This window comes from Acetobacter vaccinii (assembly GCF_008365315.1).
Lineage (GTDB): Bacteria > Pseudomonadota > Alphaproteobacteria > Acetobacterales > Acetobacteraceae > Acetobacter > Acetobacter vaccinii.
The window spans coordinates 1,346,667-1,369,771 of record NZ_CP043506.1 but is presented as its reverse complement, the minus strand read 5'-3'; the positions used below and the strand labels follow the sequence as shown (position 1 = coordinate 1,369,771).

Annotated in this window: 18 protein-coding genes; 12 read left to right on the top strand and 6 right to left on the bottom strand. The window is 63.5% G+C overall.

All coding sequences use genetic code 11. The features are described from left to right. Nucleotides 1–78 precede the first annotated feature (78 nt). From FLP30_RS06065 to recJ, 4 genes are read left to right on the top strand one after another with little or no spacing between them, the layout of a single operon-like run. Nucleotides 79–1,311, top strand: coding sequence for an LL-diaminopimelate aminotransferase (locus FLP30_RS06065; protein ID WP_149279021.1), 1,233 nt, complete (start codon nucleotides 79–81; stop codon nucleotides 1,309–1,311). Beyond that, a complete protein-coding gene (locus FLP30_RS06060) occupies nucleotides 1,308–2,621 on the top strand; it encodes a homoserine dehydrogenase (RefSeq protein ID WP_149279020.1) in 1,314 nt (437 codons plus the stop codon). Before FLP30_RS06065 ends, FLP30_RS06060 begins: the two co-directional genes overlap by 4 nt. 51 nt (nucleotides 2,622–2,672) lie before the next feature. Next, a complete protein-coding gene (gene glpX, locus FLP30_RS06055; RefSeq protein WP_149279019.1) occupies nucleotides 2,673–3,674 on the top strand; it encodes a class II fructose-bisphosphatase in 1,002 nt (333 codons plus the stop codon). 14 nt (nucleotides 3,675–3,688) lie between these two features. Beyond that, nucleotides 3,689–5,521, top strand: a complete 1,833-nt coding sequence (recJ, locus tag FLP30_RS06050; protein ID WP_149279018.1) for a single-stranded-DNA-specific exonuclease RecJ — start codon at nucleotides 3,689–3,691, stop codon at nucleotides 5,519–5,521. Nucleotides 5,522–5,542: 21 nt separating this feature from the next. Here recJ and rpoH read toward each other — a convergent pair whose 3' ends face one another. From rpoH to FLP30_RS06030, 4 genes are all read right to left on the bottom strand, one after another. Further along, complete coding sequence (gene rpoH / locus FLP30_RS06045) at nucleotides 5,543–6,430, bottom strand: RNA polymerase sigma factor RpoH (protein ID WP_149279017.1); 888 nt, start codon at nucleotides 6,428–6,430, stop codon at nucleotides 5,543–5,545. Nucleotides 6,431–6,762: 332 nt separating this feature from the next. After that, a complete protein-coding gene (locus FLP30_RS06040; protein WP_149280254.1) occupies nucleotides 6,763–7,722 on the bottom strand; it encodes an RluA family pseudouridine synthase in 960 nt (319 codons plus the stop codon). 304 nt (nucleotides 7,723–8,026) lie between these two features. Beyond that, nucleotides 8,027–10,453 (bottom strand): TonB-dependent receptor plug domain-containing protein, encoded by a 2,427-nt coding sequence (locus tag FLP30_RS06035; RefSeq protein ID WP_246856613.1) that lies wholly within the window; start codon nucleotides 10,451–10,453, stop codon nucleotides 8,027–8,029. Nucleotides 10,454–10,579: 126 nt separating this feature from the next. Then, entirely contained in the window at nucleotides 10,580–12,043 is a 1,464-nt protein-coding gene (locus FLP30_RS06030) for a protein adenylyltransferase SelO (protein WP_149280252.1), read from the bottom strand. A 230-nt stretch (nucleotides 12,044–12,273) separates the two neighbouring features. Here FLP30_RS06030 and FLP30_RS06025 point away from each other — a divergent pair, with 230 nt between their 5' ends. The 5 genes from FLP30_RS06025 (at nucleotide 12,274) to FLP30_RS06005 (ending at nucleotide 17,968) form a co-directional block, all read left to right on the top strand. Then, the gene (locus tag FLP30_RS06025; protein ID WP_149279016.1) at nucleotides 12,274–13,377 is read left to right on the top strand and encodes a branched-chain amino acid aminotransferase; all 1,104 of its coding nucleotides are present in this window, start codon (nucleotides 12,274–12,276) and stop codon (nucleotides 13,375–13,377) included. Beyond that, on the top strand, nucleotides 13,352–13,645 hold the full coding sequence (locus tag FLP30_RS06020; RefSeq protein ID WP_149279015.1) for a hypothetical protein: 294 nt from the start codon (nucleotides 13,352–13,354) through the stop codon (nucleotides 13,643–13,645). Before FLP30_RS06025 ends, FLP30_RS06020 begins: the two co-directional genes overlap by 26 nt. Then, nucleotides 13,642–16,455 carry a DNA polymerase I gene (gene polA / locus FLP30_RS06015; protein WP_149279014.1) on the top strand — a complete coding sequence of 938 codons (2,814 nt, stop codon included), beginning with the start codon at nucleotides 13,642–13,644 and terminating at the stop codon, nucleotides 16,453–16,455. Before FLP30_RS06020 ends, polA begins: the two co-directional genes overlap by 4 nt. Nucleotides 16,456–16,459: 4 nt before the next feature. Beyond that, nucleotides 16,460–17,074, top strand: coding sequence for an SCO family protein (locus FLP30_RS06010; protein ID WP_149279013.1), 615 nt, complete (start codon nucleotides 16,460–16,462; stop codon nucleotides 17,072–17,074). A gap of 147 nt (nucleotides 17,075–17,221) precedes the next feature. After that, nucleotides 17,222–17,968 carry a lysophospholipid acyltransferase family protein gene (locus FLP30_RS06005; RefSeq protein ID WP_149279012.1) on the top strand — a complete coding sequence of 249 codons (747 nt, stop codon included), beginning with the start codon at nucleotides 17,222–17,224 and terminating at the stop codon, nucleotides 17,966–17,968. A 173-nt stretch (nucleotides 17,969–18,141) separates the two neighbouring features. Here the strand turns inward: FLP30_RS06005 and ppk2 are convergent, their stop codons facing one another. Further along, the gene (ppk2, locus tag FLP30_RS06000) at nucleotides 18,142–19,068 is read right to left on the bottom strand and encodes a polyphosphate kinase 2 (protein WP_149279011.1); all 927 of its coding nucleotides are present in this window, start codon (nucleotides 19,066–19,068) and stop codon (nucleotides 18,142–18,144) included. Nucleotides 19,069–19,323: 255 nt separating this feature from the next. On the opposite strand from ppk2, the gene FLP30_RS05995 reads away from it, so the two are divergent. After that, nucleotides 19,324–20,601, top strand: coding sequence for a dicarboxylate/amino acid:cation symporter (locus tag FLP30_RS05995; protein ID WP_149279010.1), 1,278 nt, complete (start codon nucleotides 19,324–19,326; stop codon nucleotides 20,599–20,601). A 58-nt stretch (nucleotides 20,602–20,659) separates the two neighbouring features. Here the strand turns inward: FLP30_RS05995 and FLP30_RS05990 are convergent, their stop codons facing one another. Beyond that, on the bottom strand, nucleotides 20,660–21,250 hold the full coding sequence (locus FLP30_RS05990) for a PadR family transcriptional regulator (protein WP_149279009.1): 591 nt from the start codon (nucleotides 21,248–21,250) through the stop codon (nucleotides 20,660–20,662). A 220-nt stretch (nucleotides 21,251–21,470) separates the two neighbouring features. Between FLP30_RS05990 and FLP30_RS05985 the strand changes: the two genes are divergently transcribed. Together FLP30_RS05985 and FLP30_RS05980 are read left to right on the top strand one after the other, a co-directional pair. After that, nucleotides 21,471–22,316, top strand: a complete 846-nt coding sequence (locus tag FLP30_RS05985) for an aldo/keto reductase (RefSeq protein WP_149279008.1) — start codon at nucleotides 21,471–21,473, stop codon at nucleotides 22,314–22,316. Between the two features lie 47 nt (nucleotides 22,317–22,363). Then, nucleotides 22,364–22,843 carry a GlcG/HbpS family heme-binding protein gene (locus FLP30_RS05980; protein WP_246856628.1) on the top strand — a complete coding sequence of 160 codons (480 nt, stop codon included), beginning with the start codon at nucleotides 22,364–22,366 and terminating at the stop codon, nucleotides 22,841–22,843. Nucleotides 22,844–23,105 lie beyond the last annotated feature (262 nt).

Genomic DNA, 23,105 nt, shown 5'->3' with positions numbered 1-23,105 from the left:
GTCGCATTTTGCCGACTACTATGCCTGTCCCACAACAACAATGGGGTCACAACCCCATAGCCAGAGCACCACACCTCCATGACCGAAGAGTTCCATCGCATCCGCCGCCTGCCGCCCTATGTCTTTGCCTCGGTAAATCAGGCCAAGGCCGCGGCCCGCGCGCGGGGCGAGGACATTATCGACCTTGGCATGGGCAACCCCGACACCCCCACCCCGCCGCATATTGTCAGCAAGCTGGTGGAAACCATTGCCGACCCGCGCACCCACCGCTACTCGGTCAGCAAGGGCATTCCGGGGCTGCGCAAGGCCGTGGCCGGGTATTACGAGCGCCGCTTTAACGTTACGCTCAACCCGGAAAAGGAAGTCATCGTCACCCTGGGCTCCAAGGAAGGGCTGGCCAATCTGGCCTCGGCCATTACCAGCCCGGGCGACACCATTCTGGTGCCCAACCCGTCCTACCCCATTCACCAGTTCGGCTTCATTATCGCCGGGGCGAGCGTGCGCTCCATCCCCGCCACACCGGACGAGGACATGCTGCGCGCTCTGGACCGCGCCGTACGTCACTCGGTGCCCAAGCCCACGGCGCTGATTGTCAACTTCCCGTCCAACCCGACCGCGTATCTGGCCGACCTTGATTTTTACAAGGAACTGGTGGCCTTCGCCCGGCGTGAGAATATCTGGATCCTGTCCGACCTTGCCTATGCCGAAATCTATTTTGGCGACAAGGTGCCCCCCTCCATTCTGGCCGTGCCCGGGGCGCGTGACATCGCGGTGGAGTTTACATCGCTGTCCAAGACATACTCCATGGCAGGCTGGCGCGTGGGCTTTGCGGCAGGGAACGAACGGCTGGTGTCCGCCCTGACACGCATCAAGTCCTATCTGGATTACGGGGCGTTTACCCCCATCCAGGTGGCCGCCGTAACCGCGCTGAACGGCCCGCAGGACTGCGTGGCCGACCTGCGCGCCCTGTACAAGGACCGCCGCGATGTGCTGATCCGTGGCCTGCATGCCGCAGGCTGGGACGTGCCCTCGCCCGAAGGGTCAATGTTCGCCTGGGCACCCATTCCCGAACCCTTCCGCGAGATGGGCAGCGTAGCGTTTTCCAAACTACTGCTGGAGGAAGCTGGCGTAGCCGTGGCCCCCGGCCTTGGCTTTGGTGAATATGGTGACAGCCACGTCCGTATCGGGCTGGTGGAAAACACCCACCGCCTGCGTCAGGCCCTGCGCTCCATCCGGGGCTTCCTCGGCGCGCATGGCATTTCGCCCTCCTCTTCCCCGTCCGCTAAAAAGCCGGAGCCTGTAACACCGTGACATCCCCTTCCTCCTCCTCCCCCCTCCGTCTTGGTATTGCCGGTCTTGGCACGGTTGGCGCGGGTGTCATCCGGCTGCTGCACGCCAATGCGGACCTGCTGCACGCCCGCACCGGCCGTACGATTGAGGTCGTAGCCGTCAGCGCGCGCGACCGCACGCGTGACCGTGGGGTCGATGTGTCGGGCCTGCGCTGGTACGACAACGCCCTCGATCTGGTCAGCGACCCGGATGTGGATGTGGTGGTGGAACTGATCGGCGGGGCCGAAGGACCAGCCCGCGCCCTGGTGGAAGCGGCACTGAAGGCTGGCAAGCCGGTTGTCACGGCCAACAAGGCGCTGGTGGCCCTGCATGGTTCCGCCCTGGCCAGGCTGAGTGCCGACAACGCTGCCCCGCTGCTGTTTGAGGCCGCTGTGGCAGGCGGTATCCCCGCCATTAAAACCGTGCGCGAAGGACTGGCCGCTGACAGGCTGCTGCGCGTTGGCGGTATTCTCAACGGCACCTGCAACTATATCCTGACCGTCATGCGGGAAACCGGACAGGACTTTGCCAGCGTGCTCAAGGACGCCCAGGACCTGGGCTATGCCGAGGCCGACCCCACGACCGATGTGGACGGGCTGGATGCTGCCCACAAGCTGACCATTCTGGCCGGTCTGGCCTTTGGCCGCCCCGTGGCCTTTGACTCTGTGCATGTTGAGGGCATCCGCCACATCGGCGCGGACGATCTGGCCTTTGCCCGCCAGCTTGGCTACCGCATCAAGCTGCTGGGCCTTGCCCGCATGACAGACGATGGCCTGCAGGCCCGCGTTACCCCCTGCCTTGTGCCCCAGCATGCACCGCTGGCGCAGGTGGATGGCGTGTTCAACGCCGTTGTGGCGGAAGGTGAGTTTGTTGGCCGCATCATGGTCGAAGGCCGTGGTGCCGGAGCCGGGCCGACCGCCAGCGCCGTCACCGCCGACCTGGTGGACCTTGCCCGTGGTCAGGCCATCACCCTGTGGGGCGTACAGTCCGGCACGGTAGAACCCGTGCGCGCCTGCCCCATATCCGTCGGGGAAGCCGCCTTTTACCTGCGCCTGCGGGTAGAGGACCGCCCCGGCGTTATTGCCGACATTACCGCTGTCCTGCGCGACTGTGGTGTGTCGCTGCGCAGCATGCTGCAACACCCGGCGGATAGCGAAACCGCCCCCCATGTTCCGCTGGTGCTGGTCACGCACCGGACGTCGGAAGCTGCCATGCAGGCAGCGATCGCCCAGATTGATGCGCTGAGCGTTGTCACCGACACCCCGGTCATGATCCGGATCGAGGCGGCCTGAACACGGCCCCTCGCCCGCCCTGCCTGAATGCAAGAAGGATCGTAGATTCCCATGCCTGAATCCTCCGTTGGTCCCACTCCTTTTCTCGCCTCCGACCGTAACCTGGCGCTGGAACTGGTCCGCGTAACCGAGGCCGCCGCCCTGGCCTCTGCCCGCTGGACGGGCCGCGGCCGCAAGAACGACGCCGATGGCGCCGCCGTGGAAGCCATGCGCACCGCCTTTGACACCGTGGCCATTGATGGCACCGTGGTCATTGGTGAGGGCGAAATGGACGAAGCGCCCATGCTCTACATTGGTGAAAAAGTGGGCTGTGGCGGCCCGGCCATGGATATTGCCGTGGACCCGCTTGAGGGCACCAACCTGTGCGCCAAGGACATGCCCAACGCCATTACCGTGGTGGCCCTGGCCGAGCGCGGCAACTTCCTGCACGCGCCCGACATCTACATGGACAAGATCGTGGTTGGCCCCGGCCTGCCCGAAGGTGTGGTGGACCTGGACGCCTCCATCGAAACCAACCTGAAGAACCTGGCCCGCGCCAAAAACCTGACCGTGCAGGATCTGGTGCTGTGTACGCTTGAACGCGACCGCCACCAGGAGCTGATTACCCGCGCCCGCGCGGCCGGTGCCCGCGTGCGCCTGCTGACCGATGGTGACGTGGCCGGGGGCATTGCCGCCTGCCTGTCCACCAGCGAAGTGGATATTTATGTCGGCTCCGGCGGTGCGCCCGAGGGCGTGCTGACTGCCGCCGCCGTGCGCTGCGTAGATGGCCAGATGCAGGGCCGCCTGTTGTTTGAAGACGACACCCAGCGCGAACGCGCTCTGGCCATGAACCCCGGTAAAAGCCCCGACCGCAAACTGGGCCTGCAGGACATGGCCGCCGGGCCGGTGCTGTTCTCGGCCACGGGTGTGACCACGGGCGCGCTGCTGCGTGGTGTGCACCAGCACCCCTACCACGCGGTCACGCACTCGCTGGTCATGCGCTCCAAGTCCGGCACGTCGCGCTTTGTCGAAGCCCACCACAACTTCCGCACCAAAAACTGGGCGCCGGAATAAGCCTGCATACCCCCATGCCCACAGCCACCCGCCCGACAGCCCCGCATGACGCGGGGCCACAGCTCCCTGCCGTACTGGGGGTCGAACACAGTGTCAGCGGGCGGCGCTGGGCCTGGCGGGGCAATGCCGAAGACCCGGCAACAGAGCGCATGGCAGGCGCTCTGGCCCAGCAGCTTGGCCTGCCCCATACGGTAGGCCGCCTGCTGGCCCTGCGCGGCATAACACCCGAACAGGCTGCCCACTATCTGGAGCCAAGGCTGCAAAGCCTGCTGCCCGACCCGTCCTGCCTGACTGACATGGACAAGGCGGCTGCCCGCATTGCCACAGCCGTGCAACAGGGCGAAACCATAGGTGTTTTTGGGGACTACGACGTAGACGGTGCCTGCGCCAGCGCCATTCTGGCCGCTGTGCTGGAGGAACTGGGCTGCCGGGTTCTCACCCATATTCCCGACCGGATGACCGAGGGCTACGGCCCCAACCAGCCTGCGCTGCAAGCCCTTGTGGCGCAGGGGGCATCCCTGCTCATCTGTGTGGACTGCGGCACGGCCTCGGCCGATGTGCTCAACCCGCTGGCGGGGCAGGCCGATATCATCGTGCTTGACCACCATAAGTCGGAAGATGCGCTGCCCGCCATCCATGCCACGGTCAACCCCAACCGGCCGGACTGCCCGTCGGGACTGGGGTCCATCTGCGCTGCGGCACTGGCGTTTCTGGCCATGGTGGCCACCCGGCGCAGCCTGCGCGATGCAGGCTGGTTTACCCCTGACCGCCCCCCGCCAGACCTGATGCGCCAGTTGGACCTGGTGGCGCTGGCAACGGTGTGTGATGTCATGCCCCTGCACGGGCTTAACCGTGCGTTTGTGGCCCAGGGCCTCAAGGTCATGGCCCGGCGTGACCGCACGGGCCTTGCGGCGCTGATGGAAATTGCCAGCGTGACCAAAGCGCCCGATGCGTTTTCCTGCGGGTTTGCGCTGGGGCCACGCATTAACGCAGGAGGGCGGATTGCCGAGGCCGCCCTGGGCCTGAACCTGCTGCGCTGCACCGACCGCACCGTTGCCCGGCAGATGGCCGAGCGGCTGGATGCGGTCAACCGCCGCAGACAGGACGTGGAAGCCACTATTCTGGACCTCGCCATGGAGCAGGCCGCCGCCCAGAAAGAGGCTGGCCGGGGCGTTATCCTGCTGGCCGGGCGCGACTGGCACCCCGGTGTGGTCGGGATTGTGGCAGGGCGGATCAAGGAGCGCTTCAACCGCCCGGCTCTGGTCGGGGCGGAGCAGGAGGACGGCTCCATCAAAGGCTCAGGCCGGTCTGTGCCGGGGCTGGACCTTGGCACCGTGATTATTGCCGCACGCCAGGCCGGTATGCTCAAAACCGGTGGTGGGCACGCCATGGCGGCCGGGTTCTCGCTGGAGGCCGAGCGGCTGGAGGAGTTCCACTCCTTCCTCGACACCCGCCTGCCACAGGCAACAGACCTGCCCGACACAGTGGACCTGCTGCTGGATGCGGTCGTGAGCGTATCGGGCGCCAGTGCCGAGCTGGCGCAGCAGATGGGGGCTATGGCCCCGTTTGGTGCGGGCAACCCCGAACCCATGGTGGCCCTGTCCCACGCGACTATTATACGGACAGACAGGATCGGGCGTGACGGCAATACCCTGCGGGTGCTGCTACGGGCCGATAACGGCGCACGGCTGAAGGCCCTGCTGTTCCGCGCGGAAGACAGCCCCCTGACCCCAGTGCTGGAGGACAGCACGCGCCCGCCCCTGCACCTTGCGGGCTACCTGCGGGCGGAAAGCTGGAATGGCCGCATGGATGCGACCTTTTTCATTCAGGACATTGCCCGCGCCTGAGGGTGCGGCGCAGGCGGGCGCTCAGCCCCCCTGCCCGGCGTTGCGGCGGGCTTCGATTTCCGTCTTCATAGCGGCCTGCACTTTCTCAAACGCCCGCACCTCGATCTGGCGCACGCGCTCGCGCGAGATGCCGTATTCATGCGCCAGGTCTTCCAGCGTCGTGGGCTCGTCCTTCAGGCGGCGCTCGGTAAAAATCCGCTGCTCCCGCTCGTTCAGCGTGGCCATGGCCGTGGCCAGCAGCGCCTTGCGGCCCGACAGTTCCTCGTTCTCGGCGTAGGTTTCTTCCTGGTTGTGCTGTTCGTCCACCAGGCGGTCCTGCCACTCACTGTCCTGATCGGCCCGCAGGGGGGCATTCAGGCTGTGGTCGGGAGCGGCCATGCGGCGGTTCATATCCACCACGTCCTGCTCGGACACGCCCAGTGTGGTGGCAATACGGTCCACCTGTTCGGGCTTGAGGTCACCATCCTCAATGGCCTGCATCTGCCCTTTCAGACGCCGCAGGTTGAAGAACAGCTTTTTCTGCGCGGCCGTGGTGCCCATTTTGACCAAAGACCAGCTATGCAGAATGTATTCCTGAATGGCAGCGCGGATCCACCACATGGCGTAGGTGGCTAGACGGAACCCTTTCTCGGGGTCAAACCGCCGCACGGCCTGCATCATGCCCACATTGCCTTCGCTGATCAGCTCGTTCATGGGCAGGCCATAGCCCCGATAACCCATGGCGATCTTGGCGACGAGACGCAGGTGCGATGTGACCAGCCTGTGCGCGGCCTTCACATCTTCCTTGTCGCGCCAGCGGCGGGACAGGCTGAGTTCTTCCTCGGGGGTGAGCAGCGGATATTTACGGATTTCCTGAAGATACCTTGAAAGATTGCCTTCAGGCCCAACATTGATGACGGACGATACCATGACCAGTACTCCTCCTGTGCTGGAACTCCCGAGGATACTTGCGGTTCCTGTGACGACAGGCGCGTATCCTTAAAAAGTAGAGAGGCAAGCTCCGGCACGTAATGGAAAAGCCGTTTATCTTCCCTCTGCCCTCAACATGAGCAGCAGCCGGATGGAAACGGCCCCGAACGCCCCATAGCAACCGGGGCGAGCGGGAAACACTGCGAAACTGCGCCCCAAAAACCACACATGTCAAGAAAACTGCATCGGGGTTTCTAAAATCCCGCGATTTTCCGGACTATTCCAGTCCCCTTTATCAGAGCCGACTCGGTCGCAGGTCGGCATCCGCCCTGTCAGGACTCGGCCAGCGCCTCAAGCAGGGCCTGCATGTCCTCGGGCATCGGAGTTTCAAACGACAGTTCAACCCCTGTGCAGGGGTGGGTAAAGCCCAGCCGGGCTGCGTGCAGGGCCTGACGTGGAAAATCCAGCGCTGCCGCACGGGCCGCTGCTGGCAACTGGCGGGATGCAGCAGGAATCCGGCGCAGGTACAACGGGTCCCCCAGCAGAGGGTGACCATTGGCCGAAAAATGCACCCGAATCTGATGGGTGCGCCCTGTGGCCAGCCGACACTCCATCAACGTCGCACCGGTGCCAAAAAGCTGGAGGGCACGGTAACGGGTCAGCGCCCATTTACCGCCCCGCTCGGTCAGGGCCATGCGCTTGCGGTCGCGCTTGTCACGCCCGATGGCCCCTTCAAACTCACCACTCGCAGGGGCGGGCACGCCCCAGCAGACCGCCAGATAGGCACGGTCGATCCGCCGGGCTGCAAAATCTTCCGACAGGGCCAGATGGGCCTTTTCGGTCTTGGCCACCACCATCACGCCCGAGGTGTCCTTGTCCAGACGGTGGACAATACCGGGCCGACGCTCCCCGCCGATCCCTTTCAGGCTGTCCCCGCAATGGGCGATCAGCCCGTTGACCAGCGTGCCCGTCTCGTTCCCCGGTGCGGGGTGGACAACAAGCCCTGCGGGCTTGTCCAGCACGATCAGGTCGTCATCCTCATACAAAACGGTAAAGGCCACGCACTGCTCGCCCTCTGGCGTGGCGGGGGCGGCGGGGGGCACTGTCAGCACAAGGGCCATGCCCACCCGCACCGCCGCCGCAGGCTCACGCAGGAGCTGGCCATCGCACAGCAGACAGCCCGCCTCGATCAACCCCTTGATACGTGAGCGCGACAGGTCCTGTGCGTTGGCGGCCAGATAGCGGTCCACGCGCTCGCCCGCCTGCCCTTCCTCCACCACCAGATGGAACACAAGGGGCTGGCCGGGGGGCTGGCTGTCGGGGGCGGAAAATGTCTGTGCCAAGAACTGTCCAATATGGTCTGGGGCTGATGGGCGCGAACAAAGCCGTTCCGCCCCGTACCGTCAAGGCCATGTGCGGGGGCTCGACCTGCCCTCCCCACAGGGAGCGCTTCAGCACACCTATCCACGTCAGTGACCCGAAAAGGTTCTGGGGCGGCTGTGCCCGCACAGCGGCACAGCCCATCGCCTTTTTGAAAAAGGCGACACCCAAAAGCTTTTATCTTTTTTGATCAGACAGTTGTCTGACTCAACACTTTCAGAGTTTCAGGTTCAGGCGCAGGTAATAAAAGCCCCCATCCTGCCCAAGCTGCTGGCTATAGGTGTCATACCGCGCAACATTGAGATACGAGACCTCGGACGGCAGGCGGCGGGGGTAGGCATTGCCCACATTGTTCGCCCCCAGAGCAATATGGAAGATAGGGGTTAGCTGGTACCCCACCTCCAGATTGGTGACCCAGCGCGGGCTGTTCACAAATTCCATGAAATTGGTGACAGAAAACGCATTGGGGCCAGTATAATACGTCAACTGCGATGTCGTATGGCCGTAGCGGATTTCATGCACGCTGGCATCCCACCGGCCCAGCCGCCATGCCCCGCCAAAAATCAGCTTGTTGGCCGGGTATGCGGTGGTCAGATACGCCGCCTGCTGGGCGTTGACCAGAGAGTTGCCGTTTGCATCGCGCCCGACATTGGTCAGGCTGGTGTGGGTGAAGTTAACGGCGGCATCCCACCGGACCTTACCGTAGCGCCCGAAGTTGGTGTCATACGTGGCCGTTATGTCCATACCGCGTGTGCGGGTGCTGGCCCCGTTAGTAAAATACTGTGCCGATACTGCTGTCGGGTCGATGCCTTCCTGAACGGAGGCCCCGTCCAGCGCCAGCGCGGTCATGGCGTCCTGCCCGTTATAGGCCGCGCCATCAACAATCCTGTCCCTGACCGAAATCTGGTAGGCATCCAGCGTAATATGCAGCGACCGCAGCGGGTTGAGCAGGAAGCCTGCACTGAAGTTGGTTGAACGCTCGGGCTTGAGCGCACTGGCCCCCAGGTAACGCGCACCGGGCGAGCTGACAGGCAACTGCGCGTTGGCGTAGCTGGGGCTGGTGACGATATTGGCGTAATGCTCCTCCGCCAGAGTCGGCGCCCGGAAACCGTTGCTGACCGTGCCACGAATGGCAAAAAAGCGGTTGAAGTCATAGCGGGAGGACACCTTGCCGGTCTCGGTATCTCCCACGTCGGTGTAATGCTCGAACCGGCCTGCAAAATCGACCTGCCATTTGGGCAGCAACTGCGTGGACACATCAATATAGCCCGCCGTCACATCCCTGCTGGCGTTAACGACATTGGCCGGGCTCAGACCCTGGTACCCCTGCGATCCGGTATAGGCGTAGGAGGCCGCGTCCCCCTGCCCGATAGCGTAGCTGTCGTAACGGTATTCCGCCCCCAGGGCCAGGTTGAGCGGCTTGGCCAGCAACGGCACGTTAAAGGACCGCCGCAGGTCAAAATTGGTTGTCCACTGGCTGTTGCTGAACGACCCGATGTGAAAGCGCTGCGGCGTGTAGCCCGTGGCATGGTACAGGTCGATATTGGCTGAATTGTACAGGCCCAGACTATCGTGGTCCTCACCATAGGTTGTGCTGAGGTCCCAGCTCCAGCCTGCCAGCTTTTTGCCCCGCACACCCACGGTTACGCCAAAGTCATCATCGGGCATGGTCTGGGTGGGGGTGTAGCCCGTGGGGTAGACCTCCGGCAGACTGCTGGCGGTCCGCAGGTAGGCCCAGCGTTCGGCATCCCTATGGGTATAGGTATCGAAGGAATAAATCTCGATATCCGGGGTGATGTGATAGCCGAAGTTGACGGCAATCCCTTCACGCGTGACCTGGGGGGAGCCTATGGCTGCATTGTCTTTCTGGCCTGTGCGGCTGTCGGCCCCCACACGCACGGTGCGGTCCTGGTGCTTGACCTCGGCACTGACGTTGAGGAACCCGCGCCCGCCCAGGTCCATCCCGGCGTTGAAGATTTCTCCCGTGGTAAACCCATCCCCCGCATAATAGCCGCCGTTGACCGCCTGCGCCGTAATGCCGCTCTTGTTGGATTTGAGGATGATGTTGATCACCCCGGCAATGGCGTCCGAGCCGTATTGGGCGGATGCGCCATCTTCAAGAATTTCAATATGGTCGATGGCGGACATGGGGATCATGTCCATATCCACCGGGGTTGTGCCCTGCTGTGGCCCGCCGTCAAACGACAGGGCCGCCGTGGTATGGCGGCGCTTGCCATTGACCAGCACAAGGGTCTGGTCGGCATTCAGCCCGCGCAGGCTGAGTGAATCGGTCAGCGAGCCCTGATCCAGCCCCATGACCTGCCTGCTGACCGAGGGCACAAGCTGGGTCAGCGCGTCGCGGATATCGGTCATGCCCGTGGCCCGCAGCTGCTCGCCCGACACCACTACCACGGGGCTGACCGAGTGGCGCGCTGTCTGCGAAGGATCACGCGTGCCGGTCACAATCACCTGCTCCGCGTTGCTGTCGGCCTGCTGGGTGGGTGTTGCATCATACCCGCGCGCCCAGGCCCCGGCAGAAGGACAGTGCATCGCGCCCACAGCGACACCCAGGGCAAGACCCCGCCGCAAGGTGAGAGAAAGCCGCCAAAGACCCAGACCTGCGCGACGCCGTAGCAACATCATACATCCTCTATCGGTGCTATTTTCAAAGCACCGATAGAGGAATATTTTATATTGTGATATACGATAGTATATCGTTTTAAAGCGTCATTCCCACAGTGTTGCTTTTACGCAACGCACCCTGCGGGCTTATGTACCGCAGAATGTGTTGCGCACACGCTCCTCCGGCAACGGGGGTGCGGCAAAGGAGTCACGCCCTGGCTGGGTCTCGTAAGGGCGGGACAGCACGCTCAGCATCTCCTCAAACGGGCCGTAATCACCCTGCCCGACGGCGGCGGCAATCATGGATTCAACCTTGTGATTACGTGGAATGTAGCAGGGGTTGACCGCCCGCATCCCTGCCGCCCGCTCCTGTATGGGGGCGGGCTGTTCCTGCGCCGCCCGCAAACGCCAGCGCGCCAGCCAGTCAGCAAAGGCCTCAGGCAGGGTGGCGGGCATGGCCCCGGCCAGCACGTCCTCATCACTCAAGGCGCGGAAGGTGTTGGTAAAGTCTGCCCCGGTGCGGGCCATGGTTTCCAGCAGGGCCGCAAACAGGGCTTCGTCCCCCTCATGCTCTTCCCGCAGGCCCAGCTTGGCACGCAGGCCACCAAAATACGCCTGATGAAACTGGGTGTTGAACGTGGCCAGAACCTCCCTCGCCAGTGGCGGAGCTTCAGCCTCCACAGGGCTGAGCAGCGGCAGCAGGGTTTCGGCCAGGCGGGTCAGGTTCCACAGCGCTATCGTGGGCTGGTTGGTGTAGGCATAGCGCCCCTGCTCATCAATAAAGCTGAATACGGTGGCGGGGTCGTAATGGTCCATGAAGGCGCAGGGGCCATAGTCGATCGTCTCGCCCGAGATGGCCATGTTGTCGGTGTTCATCACCCCGTGGATAAAGCCAACCAGCATCCACTGGGCGACAAGCCGCGCCTGCGCCGCCACAACATGCGCCAGCAGCGCAACATAGGGCCGGGGTGCCTGAGCCGCGTCGGGGCAATGCCGGGCAATGGCAAAGTCGGCCAGAAGCCGCAGCCCCTCCGTGTCCTTGAGGAACATGAAATACTGGAACGTGCCCACCCGGAGATGGCTGGAGGCCACACGCGCCAGAATGGCCCCCGGCAAAGGCGTTTCACGCTGCACCCACTCACCCGTTGCCAGCGCGGCCAGCGCCCGCGTGGTGGGGATACCCAGAGCAGCCATGCTCTCGCTTATCAGGTATTCGCGCAGCACAGGCCCAAGGGCGGCGCGACCGTCCCCCCTGCGGGAAAACGGCGTGGGGCCGGAGCCTTTGAGCTGGATCTCGCGCACATGGCCCGCACTGTCACGCACATCCCCCAGCAGCAGGGCGCGGCCATCGCCCAGACGGGGCGAGAAATAGCCAAACTGGTGCCCCGCATACGCCTGCGCCACCGGGTCCACCCCAGGCGGCATGGCCGTGCCCGACAGCATGGCCAGCCCCTGCGGCCCGGCCAGCCAGGCGGGGTCCAGGCCCAGGCTTTCAGCCAAAGGCGTGTTCAGCCGGATCAGCTTTGGGGCAGCCACACCCGACAGGGCTGGCCGCGCATAAAAGCGCTCTGGCAGGGAAGCATAACTCTGATTGAAAAGGGATTGGGGCATGACACCATACGCCGTCAATGGAAGCGGAAAGCGGAACAGGGCCGCGCCACCCCGGCACGCGCGCCCGCCCTCCCTCTCTGGCACAGCCGCCATGAACATGATAGGGAAGACCTCCGCCGGAGCCATGAGGCAGGGTGTCTGCAACGCCATGCCTGCCCCCAGACAGGCCGCCGACGCAACCCCATGACCCCACTGGTCCAGACCCCAGCGCCGTGGAGACGCCACACCCCATGACCACTGCCCCCGACACAGCCTTCACAATCACCCGCAAGACCGATGGCATTTCCGCCGCCGAGCGCGCGCATGTTCTGGCCAACCCAGGTTTTGGCCGGGCCTTTACCGACCACATGGCTGTTGTCACCTATACCGAAGGCCGGGGCTGGCATTCGCCCGAAATCCTGCCCCGCCAGCCCCTGCTGCTGGACCCTGCTGCCTCCGTGCTGCACTACGCGCAGGAAATTTTTGAGGGCATGAAGGCCTACCGCGCGCCCGATGGCCGCATCCTGCTGTTCCGCCCCGAAGCCAATGCCCGCCGGTTCCGCAAATCGGCCGAGCGCATGGCCATGGCGGACCTGCCCGAAGACCTGTTCCTGGAAGCAGTGACCCAGCTTGTCAGCATCGACAGCGACTGGGTCCCCGCACCGGATGTCGGCACGCTGTATATCCGCCCCTTCATGATCGCGACCGAGGCCGCGCTGGGCGTGAAACCGGCGGCTGAATTCAAGTTCATCGTCATTGCCTGCGCGGCGGGTGACTACTTCTCCGCCGACTCCGGGCTGGTGTCCGTGTGGGTGGAGGAAAACTCGGTCCGGGCCTCTCGCGGGGGCACGGGCACGGCCAAATGCGGGGGCAACTATGCCGCCAGCCTGAACGCCCAGATGGAGGGCAAGGCCCACGGCTGCCACCAGGTGCTGTTCCTCGATGCGCTGGAACGCCGCTGGCTGGAAGAAATGGGCGGCATGAATGTCATGATGGTGTTTGAGGACGGCACACTGCTGACCCCACCGCTGGCCAGCGGCACCATCCTGCACGGCATCACGCGGGACTCCCTGCTGACCCTGGCGCGTGACCGTGGCCTGACCGTGCGGGAAGAACCCTACGCCATCGACCAGCTTTATGCCGACGCCACCGCAGGCCGCCTAAAGGAAGTGTTTGCTTGTGGCACAGCCGCCGTGGTCACCCCCATTGGCGCCTTCAAAAGCACCCGTGGGGAATGCACCATTGGCGACGGCAAAACCGCTGGCCCCATCACCAGCAGCCTGCGCCAGACCCTGTGCGACCTCCAGTTCGGCCGCACGGCAGACCCGCATGACTGGGTCAAGGTCGTCGGCTGACCTGCCAGCCCATGCTCCTGCCGCGCAACCACCCGCGTTGCGCGGCGGCCCGCACGGGCCCGCAGCTTTGACATATCTGGCGGCAGCAGCCCCGCTACCCCGCCACAGCATGGCAGCACCACTCTTGCACCCCCTGCCCCAGCCCTGCGCCAAGGGGGTTTCCGGGTGCCGCCCTACGCGCTGGACAACCAGACGCAAGGGGCATATCCCCATCACCATGCTGTTTTTCCCGCCTGTTCCTCCTACCCTCCGGCTGGCCCGATCATGACAGACACCCCACACCTGGTACTGGTAGATGGCAGCGGCTTTATCTTCCGCGCCTTTCATGCCCTGCCCCCCATGACCAGCCCCGAAGGGGTGCCCGTCAACGCGGTTTATGGCTTTACCACCATGCTGGCCCGCCTGCTGCGCGAACACGCGGGAACACATCTGGCCGTGCTGTTTGATGCCAGCCGCCAGACCTTCCGTTCAGAAATATATCCCCAGTACAAAGCCCACCGCCCCGACCCGCCGGAAGACCTGCGCCCCCAGTTCAGCCTGATCCGTGACGCCACGCAGGCCTTTGGCGTACCGGGGATTGAACTGCCGGGCTGGGAGGCGGACGACCTGATTGCCTCCTACGCCACCGCCATCCGCGCGGCTGGGGGCACGTGCACCATTGTCTCGTCCGACAAAGACCTGATGCAGCTTGTTGGCCCCGGTGTCAGCATGCTGGACCCCATTCGCCAGACCCCCATCGGCCCGACCGAGGTCGAGGCCAAGTTTGGTGTCCCGCCCGACAAGGTGGCCGAAGTCCAGGCCCTTATGGGCGACCCCACCGACAACGTGCCCGGTGTGCCCGGTATTGGCCCCAAAACAGCCTCGGCGCTGATTAATGAATACGGCACGCTGGACAAGGTGCTGGCCAGCGCCCCGGACATGAAAAAGTCCAAGCGCCGGGACATGCTGGTGGAACATGCTCAGGCAGCGCGGGTTTCGCTCCAGCTTGTGACCCTTGCGCGGGATATTCCCCTGCCCGTACCGCTGGAAGAGCTGGCCACGCGTGAGCCAGATACCGCTGTGCTGGCCGAATGGCTTGCCCTTATGGGCTTCCGCTCGGTGTTGACCCGCATGGGCATGGGGCACGCCGCGGGCGCGCAACTGCACCGTGCTGCACGCGCCAACGCCCATGCCAGCGCCAACGGCACCACCCTTGCCCCGCAGGCCACCCCGGCCGCTGCACCCTCGGTCGCAGAGGCTGTCACCAGCGCGCCCTATACGGGCTATGACACCGTCCGCACTGCCGAAGCCCTGCAAACATGGGTGACCCGCGCGCAGGAAGTCGGGGTTTGCGCTGTCGATACCGAAACAACCGGGCTGGACCCGCTGACGGCAAGCCTGCTGGGCTTTTCGCTCTCCAGCACTCCCGGCAAGGCCTGTTACGTGCCCCTGCGGCACGAAGGCATGCTGGACACCCCCACAGGCGACCAGTTGGACCCACAGGTGGCGCTGGACATCCTGCGGCCCCTGCTTGAGGACCGATCGGTCCTCAAAATCTTCCATAATGCCAAGTTCGACCTGCTGGTGCTCAATACAGCGGGTATTCCCCACGGCACCATCGGCCCTGTGGATGACACCATGCTGCTGTCCTACAGCCAGTCCGCCGGGCTGCACGGGCAGGGTATGGACGAGCTGGCAGCCCTGCACCTGCAACACACCCCCATTACCTATGACAGCGTGACAGGCACAGGCCGGGCGCGCATTCCCTTCGCGCAGGTCGCGGTGGAAAAAGCGACCGAATACGCGGCGGAAGATGCCGACGTAACCCTGCGCCTGTGGCATGTGCTGCGCCCCACCCTGCGCACACAGCAGGCGCTGGCCCTGTACGAGCAGATAGAACGCCCGCTCGGCCCCGTTCTGGCTGACATGGAGCTCTACGGCATTGCCGTTGACCGTGCCGAACTGGCCCGCCTGTCGGATGATTTTGAAGCCCGCATGAAGGATATGGAACAGGGCATTTACGAAGCCGCCGGACGCGAGTTTACCATCAGCTCGCCCAAGCAGCTTGGGGAAATCCTGTTTGATGAAATGGCCCTTAAAGGGGGCCGCCGAGGCAAAGCCGGGGCATGGGGCACGGATTCCTCCGTGTTGCAGGATCTAGCCGATCAGGGCCACGACCTGCCCGTGCGTGTGCTGGAGTGGCGGCAGCTTGCCAAGCTCAAAAGCACCTATACCGATGCCCTGCTGCGCCAGACCAGCACGCAGAGCCGGGTGCATACCTCGTTCCAGATGGCCATTACCACCACGGGCCGCCTATCCTCCTCCGACCCGAACCTGCAGAACATCCCTGTCCGCACGGAGGAAGGCACACGCATCCGCCGGGCCTTTGTCGCCCCTCCGGGCCGCAGGCTGATTTCGGCCGACTATTCCCAGATCGAGCTGCGCCTGCTGGCCCATGTGGCGGGTATTCCCGCCCTGCGGGAGGCCTTTGCCCTGGGGCAGGACATTCATGCCCGCACGGCGTCGGAAGTGTTTGGTGTGCCGCTTGAAGGCATGGACCCGCTGACACGCCGCCGGGCCAAGGCCATCAACTTTGGCATTATCTACGGTATTTCGGCCTTTGGGCTGGGCCGCCAGCTTGGCATTCCCGCAGGGGAGGCCAAAGCCTATATCGACGCCTATTTTGCCCGCTACCCCGGTATTCGTGACTATATGGAACGGGTTAAGGAAGAGGCACGCACACAGGGCTATGTGCTGACCCCCTTTGGCCGCCGCTGCTATGTGCCTGGGATTGCAGAAAAAAGTGCCGCCCGCCGCCAGTACGCAGAGCGGCAGGCCATTAACGCCCCCTTGCAGGGTGGGGCGGCTGATATCATAAAACGCGCCATGGTACGCCTGCCTGACGCCCTGCGGGCTGCGGGGCTCGAGTCCGCACGCATGGTGTTGCAGGTGCATGACGAACTGTTGTTTGAAGCGGACGAAGCCCAGGCAGATGCCGTGGCTGCACAGGCCCGCACCATCATGGAGGCAGCGGCGCAGCTTTGCGTGCCGCTGGTTGTTGAAACCGGCATAGGCCAGAACTGGGCGGAGGCACACTAGCCGCATGTCACCTTCAGGAAAGCGCGTGGCGCTGATAACCGCTGCCATTGTGGCCGCGGCAGGGGCCGGGGGCTACGCTGCCACCCGCTATGCCCTTAACCACAGCATTACGCTGGACAGCTACGGTAATGAGACCGGCGGCTCCTTCCGACTGATGGACGCCACAACCGGCACCATGACCGACCAGACCTTCCGCGGTCGGTGGATGCTGGTGCTGTTTGGGGCAACCCACTGCGCCCACGACGCCTGCACCCCGGCCCTGCGCAACATGTCCACAGCACTCAACGCCGTGGACCCCGGCGGGCGGGATGCGGTGATTATTTTTGTCAGCCTTGACCCCGACCGGGACGAAGCCGAGCGCCTGCGCCAGTATGGCCAGTCCATCGGCCCCCGTGTTGTGGCGGGGACAGCCGCCCCCCATTCCCTGATCGATCTGGCAAAAGAGTATAAAGCCCCGATTGAGCGGGTCACCGACCCGGACTGGGGCTATGCCATGCGTATGTCCCCCCAGTTTGTGCTGATGGACCCGCAGACACGCTACCGTGGGCTGGTGGATTCCGGGGCGGACAGCAGCACCATGGCTGCAACCCTGCGCACCCTGATGAACACCACCCCCTGAGCCTACAGGCTCGGCGGGCAGGCTTATGGGGGCATAGTATTGCCGGGGCTACGGTGACCCGACCGCTTGACCGGCCTGCGCTCTCTTGTCCCTGTTGCCAAAGCTGACACCCGCATACCCCCTGCCGCCCCAGCGCCCTGAAGCCCCATGCCCGCCCAGCCAGCCCCAAGCACCCGCCTGCGCTTTTATGCCTCCCTTGCCGTCACGGGGGTTATCTTCCTGTGTCTGGATATCGGGGCGTTTGTGCTGCGGCGGCTTATGCCCGATGGGCCACGCCGCAGGCAGGCCGGGCGGCGCTGGCTACATGGCATGTCACGGCTGGCTGTGCGCTACCTGCATGCCGCCGGTATTCTGGACTGTGACCTGCACGCGCTGGACAGCCTGCGGGGGGAAGGGCCGATTATTCTGGTGGCCAACCATCCCTCCCGCCTCGACAGCCTGATCCTTGCGGCTGCCCTGCCGCACCTGTCCTGCGTAACCAAGGCCTCCATCTGGGACCGCGCCATACTGGGCAGCACCTTGCGTACCGCAGGTTATGTGCGGCACGACACGTTGCTGCGAGTACTTGGCCCTGCCACCACACAGTTGCATGAAGGCTGCCAGCTTCTACTCTTCCCTGAAGGTACACGCTCGCGCGCTGGCACCGCACCCAGCCCTTTGCAGCCGGGCTTTGCGGCTCTGGCCCAGCGCACCCGTTTGCCGGTGCAGGTGGTGCTGATTGAAACCACCAACCCCTACCTGTCCCAGGGGTGGCGGTTTTACAGGCTACCACCCCTGCCCATGCGCTATAGCCTGCGCCTCGGCCCCCGCTTTGATGCCCCCCGGCGTGACGAAGCGAGCGGGCGCGCCCTGGTGGACACGGTGGAAGAGTGGCTGAAAAACGCCCTGCCCTGAGTTCAAGCCACCCCGGCACAGTCACGACACCCAAGCCCAGAAACGCCATGCCCCCACCGGGAGAACCCGGCAGGGGCATGACTGAGTATTCGGCACACAAAACGCGGCCGCCGCAGGATTAAAGCTGGTCAGGCTGGCAATGCCCTCCAGCCGTAAGACTGCGAGGCTGGCAGTTAGTAAATTTCTGGCACGATCATGGATTCCGGCGTGGGCTGGCGCACGTAATCCGCATTGTATTCCCGCGGGGGCAGCACAACCTCGGGCCTAGTCACAGGCTCATACGGCACCTGAGCCAGCAGATGGTGGATGCAGTTCAGCCGCGCGCGCTTTTTGTCCACGGCCTGCACCACCCACCAGGGGGCTTCCTCAATGCTGGAGCGTTCCAGCATGACTTCCTTGGCGCGGGTGTAACGCTCCCACCGCCTGCGGCTTTCCAGGTCCATGGGGCTGAGCTTCCACTGCTTCAGCGGGTCTTCCATCCGGGCGCGGAAGCGGGCTTCCTGCTCGTCATCTGTGATGGAGAACCAGTATTTGACAACCTTAATGCCGCTGCGCACCAGCATACGCTCAAACTCTGGCACGGAGCGGAAGAACTCTTCGTATTCATCCTCGGTGCAGAAATCCATAACCCGCTCGACCCCGGCCCGGTTGTACCAGCTCCGGTCAAACAGGACGATTTCCCCCGCGGCGGGAAGCTGCGCCACATAGCGCTGGAAATACCACTGGGTTTTTTCACGGTTGGTCGGGGCGGGCAGAGCCGCCACACGGCAGATACGCGGGTTCAGGCGTTGGGTAATACGCTTGATGGCACCGCCCTTGCCAGCGGCGTCGCGCCCCTCAAACAGCACAACCAGCCGGTAGCCGGTTTCCTGCACCCAGTCCTGCATTTTCACCAGTTCGGACTGAAGGCGGACAAGCTCGCGGAAATAGGTACGGCGGAAGGAGTGACGGCTGAGACCGACACCGCTTTCAAGCCCTTCCTCCTGAAGCTCGAGTTCGATTTCCTCATCCAGATCATCCATGATCTCAAGCCGCATCCGTTCGCGCTCGCGCTCACGGTCGGCAATGGAGAGAGTGTCTGTATCGATCTCTGGCGTCATCGGTTTTCCCATCCGTCTCCAGAATTTTACTGCCAGAATTGTATCAAAATTTTTAAGAATCTGTCCTGTTAAGGTATTGTGACCGCCGAAAACCCCGGAAATCAGCGGTTACGACGCCAGCCCCCTTAAACGGGGCCGCCTGTCTGCCCTCTTTTCACGCTAGGCACAGGCACGCTAGCGTGCCGCACCTGCTGGCACTGTCCCTTTGGGGGGAAGGGCCGCACCGCCCGACACCAGACAGAAAGACCAAACAGCGTGGCCATTCCTTCCTCCCCGTCGCATGGCGTGCGTGGTCACACGCTTTATATCCAGGTTCTTGTTGCGGTTATTGCCGGTATTGCGGTGGGTGCGTTCTTTCCCAACACCGCGACCATGCTCCGCCCGCTGGGTGACGGCTTTGTCAAGCTGATCAAGATGGTCATCGCCCCTGTCATTTTCCTGACCGTCTGCACGGGCATTGCCAGCATGTCGGACATGAAACAGACAGGCCGGGTGGCGGGCAAGGCCATGCTGTACTTCCTGTGTTTTTCAACACTGGCGCTGGCCGTGGGCATGGCGGTAGCCAATATCGCCCGGCCTGGGGCGGGCATGCATATCCAGCCCGCCAGCCTGGATACATCATCCGTCACGCAGTTTGTGCAGGCAGCGGCACACGGCCACTCCTTTCAGGACTTTCTGCTCCAGATTATCCCCACCACCACGGCCAGTGCCTTTACGTCGGGTGAAATCCTGCAAGTGCTGCTGGTGGCCATCCTGTTCGGGGTCAGCCTGGCGCAGATGGGCAAGACGGGGGAAAGCGTGCTGAGCCTGTTCCGCAGCCTGACGGAGCTGGTGTTTGGCGTGGTACGGCTGGTCATGTACCTGGCCCCCATCGGGGCTTTTGGGGCCATGGCGTTTACCATTGGCAAGTTCGGGCTGGGGGCCATTGTACATCTGGCCGGGCTGGTGCTAGCCTTCTACCTGACCTCGATCATGTTCGTCTGTGTCATTCTGGGGGCTGTGGCGCGGTTTTCGGGCTTTCGCATCCTGCGCCTGCTGGCCTACCTGCGTGAAGAACTGCTGATTGTGCTGGGCACCAGCTCCTCCGAATCAGCACTGCCTGGGCTGATGGAAAAAATGGAGCAGGCAGGCTGTGCCCAAGGGGTTGTCGGGCTTGTGGTGCCCATGGGCTATTCCTTCAACCTTGATGGCACCAATATCTACATGACCCTGGCGGCCCTGTTTATTGCCCAGGCCACCGATGTGCATCTGAGCTTTGGGGAGCAACTGGCCCTGCTGCTGGTGGCCATGGTCAGTTCCAAAGGGGCCGCCGGGGTTACGGGGGCGGGCTTTATTACCCTTGCTGCCACGCTGTCAGTCGTGCCCAGCGTGCCGGTGGGCGGCATGGCGCTTATCCTTGGGATCGACCGCTTTATGTCCGAGTGCCGGTCGCTGACCAATCTGATCGGCAATGCGGTGGCAACCATTGTTGTGTCCCGCTGGGAAAACGCGCTGGATACCAAAAAACTGCAAGAAACTCTGGGGCCACGATAACCGCCAGCCCATGACCGGGGCTGGCAACCAGCCCTGCCCCGGCCCCATGCCCGCAGGGTCAGACCCGGCCGACCGCCTGTGCGGCACCGTCCAGCAGGGCAGCCACTTTTTCCGCAGCCTCTGCATCCAGCCCGCCGTGGCGTAACCGCAGGCGCAGGGCCGTACGCAGGTTTTCCATCGCACGGGCGACCGAAACCGGCACACCCCCACGCCCCGCCTGATCCTGCCCGCCATTCTGCAAGGCTCTGGCCTCAATTTCCTCCAAAGCCGCCCGGTTGGCGTCCAGAAAAGCCTGCCCCTGCGGGGTCAGATGGTAGCTCTTGCGGCCTTCAGCCTCAGCAAGCGTGACGTAACCGGCCTCATCCAGCCAGGTCAGTGTGGGGTAGATCACCCCCGGGCTGGGCGTATAGCTGCCGCCAAACTTCTCCCCGATCACGCGGATCAGCTCGTAGCCATAGGTCGGTTTTTCGGCAATCAGGCCAAGCACCAGCAGCCGAATTTCTCCGTAATCAAACAATCTGTGGCGTCCACCCCGCCGCCCGCCCTCGTGGCGGTGGTGGGGACGGCGCGGGTGGGAAAAACCCTCTGCCCCGTCAGGAGAGAAAAACTGGCGGTAACGACCGCCTGCGTGTCCATGTCTATGTTTCATAATTTTCGATATATATTCCGATACATCGTAATTCAAGATATATCGGAATATATTTTTTCTCTTCGTCCTATCTCGCCCCAACCCGCAGAAAAGCAGGCCACACAGCCCGCCCGGCCCCCTTGCCACCCCCACCAACACAGCCGTGATGCCGCCTTCGTCAGACACAAATACGTTCTGGCCGTTATAGTAAGGCAGCAATTGAACAAGGAGCGGCTGACACATGACCACAGCAACGATCCCGACAGTGACCCTGAATGATGGGGCAACCATGCCCGCCATCGGCTTTGGCACCTATCTGCTCAATGGCTCGGCAGGTGCGGGCGACATCGCACAGGCCATCAAAACCGGGTACCGGCTGCTCGACTCCGCCTTCAATTACGAAAATGAAGGTGCTGTGGGCGAAGCCATCCGCCGGGCCGGTATTGCGCGCGAAGAGCTGCGCGTGACCTCAAAACTGCCCGGCCGCCACCACCACTACAAGGAAGCCCTGGCAACCATTGAGGAATCCCTCTACCGCGCCCAGCTTGACAGCTACGACCAGTACCTCATCCACTGGCCCAACCCCAGCAAGGACCTGTATGTTGAGGCCTGGACCGCACTGATCGAGGCCCGCAAGCGCGGGCTTGTGCGCTCCATTGGTGTCTGCAACTTCCTGCCCGTCCATCTGGAGCGCATTATTGCCGAAACCGGCGTAACCCCGGCGGTCAACCAGATTGAGCTGCACCCCTACTTCCCGCAAGCCGAGCAGCGCGCCTTTAACACAGCCCACGGCATTGCCACCCAGTCGTGGAGCCCCCTTGGCCGCGCCAGCCACATGCTGCAAGACCCCGTGTTACAGGCTTTGGCCGCGCGGATTGGCAAGAGCATTGTGCAGGTTATCCTGCGCTGGCATATCCAGCTTGATGCCGTACCGCTGCCCAAGGCGACATCACCCGCACGGCAGCTTGAAAACCTCTCGCTGTTCGACTTTGAACTCAGCGCGGACGACATGGCGCAGATTGCCACACTGGCCCGCCCCGATGGGCGCACCTTTGGGCAGGACCCCGCGACGTATGAGGAATTCTGACCATGCGCCAGTCTGCCCCTGCCCTGATGCTGGCAGCCCTTGCCGCCATGGCAACAGCCCCCTACGGGCATGCCACCACCACAAACCTTGTCACCACACAGAAGCTGGACTGGCAGACGGCTGAAAAACTGGCGGCAGACGCCGTCAGCACCTGTGCGAAACACGGGTTTTCAGTCACGGCCACCGTTGTGGACCCCACAGGCCACCAGCAGGTGGTCATCAAGGGGGATACCGTGCCCCTGCAATCGCTGTCAGTGTCCTACCGCAAGGCGTACACTGCCTATTCCTACGGCATGGCATTTGGCAAAAACACAACCAGTGAGCTTGTCGCTGCCAAGCTGACCGGCCCGGCTGACGGGTCACTCGCCACCGTGCCGGAAGTCCTGTTTATTGCCGGTGGCGTGACCCTGCGTAAGGCGGACGGTACTGTCTTGGGCGGGATTGGGGTTTCCGGCGCGCCGGGGGGCGACAAGGACGAAGCCTGCGCGCTGGCTGCGGTGGAAAAATTCCGCACCGACTTCCACTAAGCTCGCCGTAAACAGCCCCTGTTGGTAGGGGGATGCTTGACCACTGCATGGTGTGGCGGTGTTCGGCCGTCATCCATACCGTCGCAAACGCCAGAATGGGCAAGGACCTGTTCTGGCGTTGTGCGTTTTGGCGGGTTGTGCAGTGGTTAAGGCAGGAAAAAAAAGCCTGCTAGGAGGCTATCTGCTCTCAGGGCTCTGCCCTGAAACCCGGAAGGGACCGCAGGCCCCTTCACCCCGATTCATGACCATGGTTTGAACGGAA

Bases quoted from the DNA above. Each gene is read 5' to 3' on its own strand.
- FLP30_RS06065 (WP_149279021.1), top strand. From the start codon at position 79: ATGACCGAAGAGTTCCATCGCATCCGCCGCCTGCCGCCCTATGTCTTT.
- glpX (WP_149279019.1), top strand. From the start codon at position 2,673: ATGCCTGAATCCTCCGTTGGTCCCACTCCTTTTCTCGCCTCCGACCGT.
- recJ (WP_149279018.1), top strand. From the start codon at position 3,689: ATGCCCACAGCCACCCGCCCGACAGCCCCGCATGACGCGGGGCCACAG.
- rpoH (WP_149279017.1), bottom strand. From the start codon at position 6,430: ATGGTATCGTCCGTCATCAATGTTGGGCCTGAAGGCAATCTTTCAAGG.
- FLP30_RS06035 (WP_246856613.1), bottom strand. From the start codon at position 10,453: ATGATGTTGCTACGGCGTCGCGCAGGTCTGGGTCTTTGGCGGCTTTCT.
- FLP30_RS06030 (WP_149280252.1), bottom strand. From the start codon at position 12,043: ATGCCCCAATCCCTTTTCAATCAGAGTTATGCTTCCCTGCCAGAGCGC.
- FLP30_RS06025 (WP_149279016.1), top strand. From the start codon at position 12,274: ATGACCACTGCCCCCGACACAGCCTTCACAATCACCCGCAAGACCGAT.
- FLP30_RS06020 (WP_149279015.1), top strand. From the start codon at position 13,352: ATGACTGGGTCAAGGTCGTCGGCTGACCTGCCAGCCCATGCTCCTGCC.
- polA (WP_149279014.1), top strand. From the start codon at position 13,642: ATGACAGACACCCCACACCTGGTACTGGTAGATGGCAGCGGCTTTATC.
- FLP30_RS06010 (WP_149279013.1), top strand. From the start codon at position 16,460: ATGTCACCTTCAGGAAAGCGCGTGGCGCTGATAACCGCTGCCATTGTG.
- FLP30_RS06005 (WP_149279012.1), top strand. From the start codon at position 17,222: ATGCCCGCCCAGCCAGCCCCAAGCACCCGCCTGCGCTTTTATGCCTCC.
- ppk2 (WP_149279011.1), bottom strand. From the start codon at position 19,068: ATGACGCCAGAGATCGATACAGACACTCTCTCCATTGCCGACCGTGAG.
- FLP30_RS05990 (WP_149279009.1), bottom strand. From the start codon at position 21,250: ATGAAACATAGACATGGACACGCAGGCGGTCGTTACCGCCAGTTTTTC.
- FLP30_RS05985 (WP_149279008.1), top strand. From the start codon at position 21,471: ATGACCACAGCAACGATCCCGACAGTGACCCTGAATGATGGGGCAACC.
- FLP30_RS05980 (WP_246856628.1), top strand. From the start codon at position 22,364: ATGGCAACAGCCCCCTACGGGCATGCCACCACCACAAACCTTGTCACC.